Source organism: Protofrankia sp. Cas3 (assembly GCF_963555955.1).
In the GTDB taxonomy this organism is placed as follows: Bacteria; Actinomycetota; Actinomycetes; order Frankiales; family Frankiaceae; genus Protofrankia.
In genome coordinates this window covers 5,159-8,261 of sequence record NZ_CAUVXP010000217.1, presented here as the reverse complement: position 1 = coordinate 8,261, position 3,103 = coordinate 5,159, and the positions used below count along the sequence as shown (strand labels likewise).

4 protein-coding genes are annotated in these 3,103 nt (G+C 70.1%); all 4 read right to left on the bottom strand.

Translation table 11 applies throughout. From position 1 onward, the window contains the following. The coding region (locus U9983_RS25425; protein ID WP_322756433.1) for a replication initiator at window positions 1-974 on the bottom strand (974 nt) is incomplete at its 3' end. After that, the gene (locus tag U9983_RS25420; RefSeq protein ID WP_322756432.1) at window positions 971-1,189 is read right to left on the bottom strand and encodes a hypothetical protein; all 219 of its coding nucleotides are present in this window, start codon (window positions 1,187-1,189) and stop codon (window positions 971-973) included. The genes U9983_RS25425 and U9983_RS25420, both read right to left, overlap by 4 nt. Beyond that, the gene (locus tag U9983_RS25415; RefSeq protein WP_322756431.1) at window positions 1,186-2,700 is read right to left on the bottom strand and encodes an FtsK/SpoIIIE domain-containing protein; all 1,515 of its coding nucleotides are present in this window, start codon (window positions 2,698-2,700) and stop codon (window positions 1,186-1,188) included. Before U9983_RS25415 ends, U9983_RS25420 begins: the two co-directional genes overlap by 4 nt. Before the next feature lie 110 nt (window positions 2,701-2,810). Continuing rightward, window positions 2,811-3,103, bottom strand: a 293-nt coding sequence (locus tag U9983_RS25410; RefSeq protein ID WP_416211537.1) for a hypothetical protein, incomplete at its 5' end; no start/stop codon positions are given.

The following is a 3,103-nucleotide window of genomic DNA, read 5'->3' as shown; positions in this document are numbered from 1 at the left end:
GTGTAGCCGCCCGCTTGCTCGTCCCAGACCGGCAGCCGGTCCGGGGCGTAGATCGGCTGGTCGCAGGCTGGCCACCACACCTGGTGATAGGTCGCCGCGGCGACCTGGCGGAGCAGTACCCGGGGGATCGTGCCGCGCATCGCCGCGTGCAGATGAGGTGCCAACCGCCGTTGCGGCTCCAGACAGGCGAAGTACTGGACGTCGTATCCAACCGCCCGGCGGAGGTTCTGCCAGAACCGATCCACCAGTTTGGGAAAGTGGATCGCATCCCGGGCCGCCCGCCGATAGCCGTAGCCGTCCGGATCCACCGGAGCGCCGTCGGAGTTCACCCGACCGTAGCTGTCGCAGGTGAGGGTGAGGAACATCGAGGGCCGCCACACCGTCCCGTCCGCTCCGGTGAACGTCCGCCCGACGGTGCGTCGATCGACGGGCAGCCGGGGTAGGTCGGGGGCGTCCTGTCGCCGTCGGGTGGACCGGGTCCGCCGCGGCCGATCCCGACTGTCCGGCGCCGCCTTCCCCCGCACGCCGAGGTCTGCCAGCGCCGCGTCCACCTGCGAGATCAGATCGTCCACTTCACCGATCTGATCCACATCGTGACCGGTCACAGCGTCAGTGCGGACCGCTTCGAGATCCGCCCGGAGCTGGACCAGCGTCTTCGCGTCATCGCCGGGCGGGTCGGGGTCGGGGAGCGGCTCGTCATCGAGATGCCACCCGGCCTTGCACTGCGCCATCCGGAGCTTGCGGGCACGTTCCGCACACGACGGGCACTTGGACGCCAGGGTGGCCCCGCACGCCATCGGGATGATCTCGGTTTCGCCGGTGACCACGTCAACGCGGCGCATCGCCAGCGGTCGGATGCACACCCCGTTTTCCGCCGCGACCGCCTCCAGGACCTGGCGGGCCAGTGGTTGGCGCATGCGGGCGGCCCGGCTCCCCGCCGGCGGTTCCGCCGGCCCCATGGTCGGGGTGGTCATGCCGCCCGTTCCTCCTGTCCGTGGTCCTGGTCCTGGCCGTCCTCGGTCTCGGGTCGGTCGGGGTGGTCGGGTGGCGGTTCCCGGCAGCCACACACCCGCCACCGCCCCGCCGGTATCTGGCAGCCGTCATCCGCCCAGTGCGCCACCCACAGATGCCGGCAGCAGTCGCAGACCGGCAGCGGATACACCGGGGCGTAGTCCTCCGATCCGGTCATGCCGCCCAGCCGTCCACATCCGGTGTCCACCCGTCCCCGGTGTTGCCGACCAGATCGATCAGTTCGGCGACCGCCGGTACCGGATACCGGTGGGCCATCCGCGCAATCTCGGCATCGTCGACCCAGCACGCGCGGACCCGGACCGGGTCGGCTTGGCCGTCGAGGAGCACGTAGCCGACTCCGGGCATGTCTTCGCCGATCTCGTCGGCGCGTGCCCCGCGGTCGCGGGCACCGTCGCCGAGCACGAGATCGACCTGGTCGGCTTCGGTCATCCGCAGCGCCACCCGCACCGGGAACAGATCCCGAAACGGCAGCACCTCTTTGCGGGGGTCCTGCACCGCCCCGATCACCACCACGCCCGGTGCCCGGCCTTGGGAGAGCAGCAGCGGCAACGACGCCGACAGCCGCCGCTTGAGTTCCCGGTCGGTGACATAGGAGGTCAGCGAGGCGATCTCATCCACGATCACCACGATCAGCGGTTCGTCGGTCGTCGGGGTGTGCAACCGGCTGACCCCACGCAGCCGCGCGGCACGCTTGCGCATGACGGTGACCGCATCGTCGAGGAGATCGGCGATGCTCTCGGTGTCGGTCGCGAACCGGGAGAACATCGCCTGCCCGAACGCGAGCTCCATCCCTCCCTTCGGGTCGGCGACCCACAGTTCGACGAGGCCGGCACGCACCGCCGGGGCAAGGCCGCGGATCGTCGCCCACACCGCCGCGCTCTTGCCCGCCCCGGTGGCCCCGGCGATCAGGACATGGGCGCCGCGGACCGGTAGCCGCCACAGCTCGCCGTCTTCCCGGCGGCCGACCGGAATCCCGGACAGATCCACCGGACCGTCATCGTCGCCATCGCCGGTTCCGTCGAAGTCGGGTCCGTCCAGGTCGAACGGGGAGATGGGCACGGCGAGGGGATCGCGGCGGGCGAAGTCCACCCAGATGAACCCGACCCGGTCGGAACGGATCCGACACGACCGAGCCCGGAATGCGTGGCGGAGCGCGTCGGCCTGCTCCGCCCACTGGTCGGGGGTCTGGCCGTAGAGCAGCTCGATCCGCAGCTGGTCGCCCCACCGATCGGAGCGGACCGTCCGAATCCGGGGGAACGTTTCGGCGAAGGTGACCCGGTCGCCGTTGGACACCGGAATCCGGATCGCGAGATCCGTATGGACCATGACCGGGCGCCACCGCCACCGGTAGATGACCAGCAGCCGCAACCGGCCGCGGATCCAGCCGACCAGCCAGGCGAACGACCGGCGATGGACCAGCCGCCACAGCCCGGCGACCACGGCCAGGACCAGGAGCCCGACGCCGAGCCCGACCAGGCCGAACCGCTGGCGGACCACCGCCACCGCGAGCAGCACGGCCACCGCCACCGGATGCCGGACGAGGAACACGACCAGGTGGGCGCCTATCCGGCCGACCAGCCCAAGCAGGACCGCCCACAGCGGCACGTCGATTTTCGGATGCCGCGTCGGCACCTCGGGAAACGGCCGTGAGCCGTTGATTCTGGCCATGACAGATCACACCCACCCAGCATTGGAAGAATCGAGAATCAGCGGTCCGGAACCGGCGAAGAACAGCGCTCGCAATCCGTCCCGGCACCCGCGAGGAGAACAACCAGCCTTCAGGCCGCTACCACAGCCCCGTTATCGGTGTCGTCGGCCTTACGGTCCAACAGGAGCCGTTCACAGTCGATCAGATAGTCGTTGGCAGCTTTCACCAGCGCATACGCGAAATCCACATGGTTGGCGGTCACCGTGCCGCCCATCGCGGAAACCGACAGGCCGCCGCCGGGGGTGTCCAGCGAGAGGATCGGCCGCTCATCCGGGTAGGTGAAGCAGCGCACCGACCACTCCGAGCCGACGTACACGCCCACATGCCACCCTGACCGGACCGGCACCCGATCGCCATCAGCGT

Coding starts and splice junctions, on each gene's coding strand:
- U9983_RS25420 (WP_322756432.1), bottom strand. CDS start 1,189: ATGACCGGATCGGAGGACTACGCCCCGGTGTATCCGCTGCCGGTCTGC.
- U9983_RS25415 (WP_322756431.1), bottom strand. CDS start 2,700: ATGGCCAGAATCAACGGCTCACGGCCGTTTCCCGAGGTGCCGACGCGG.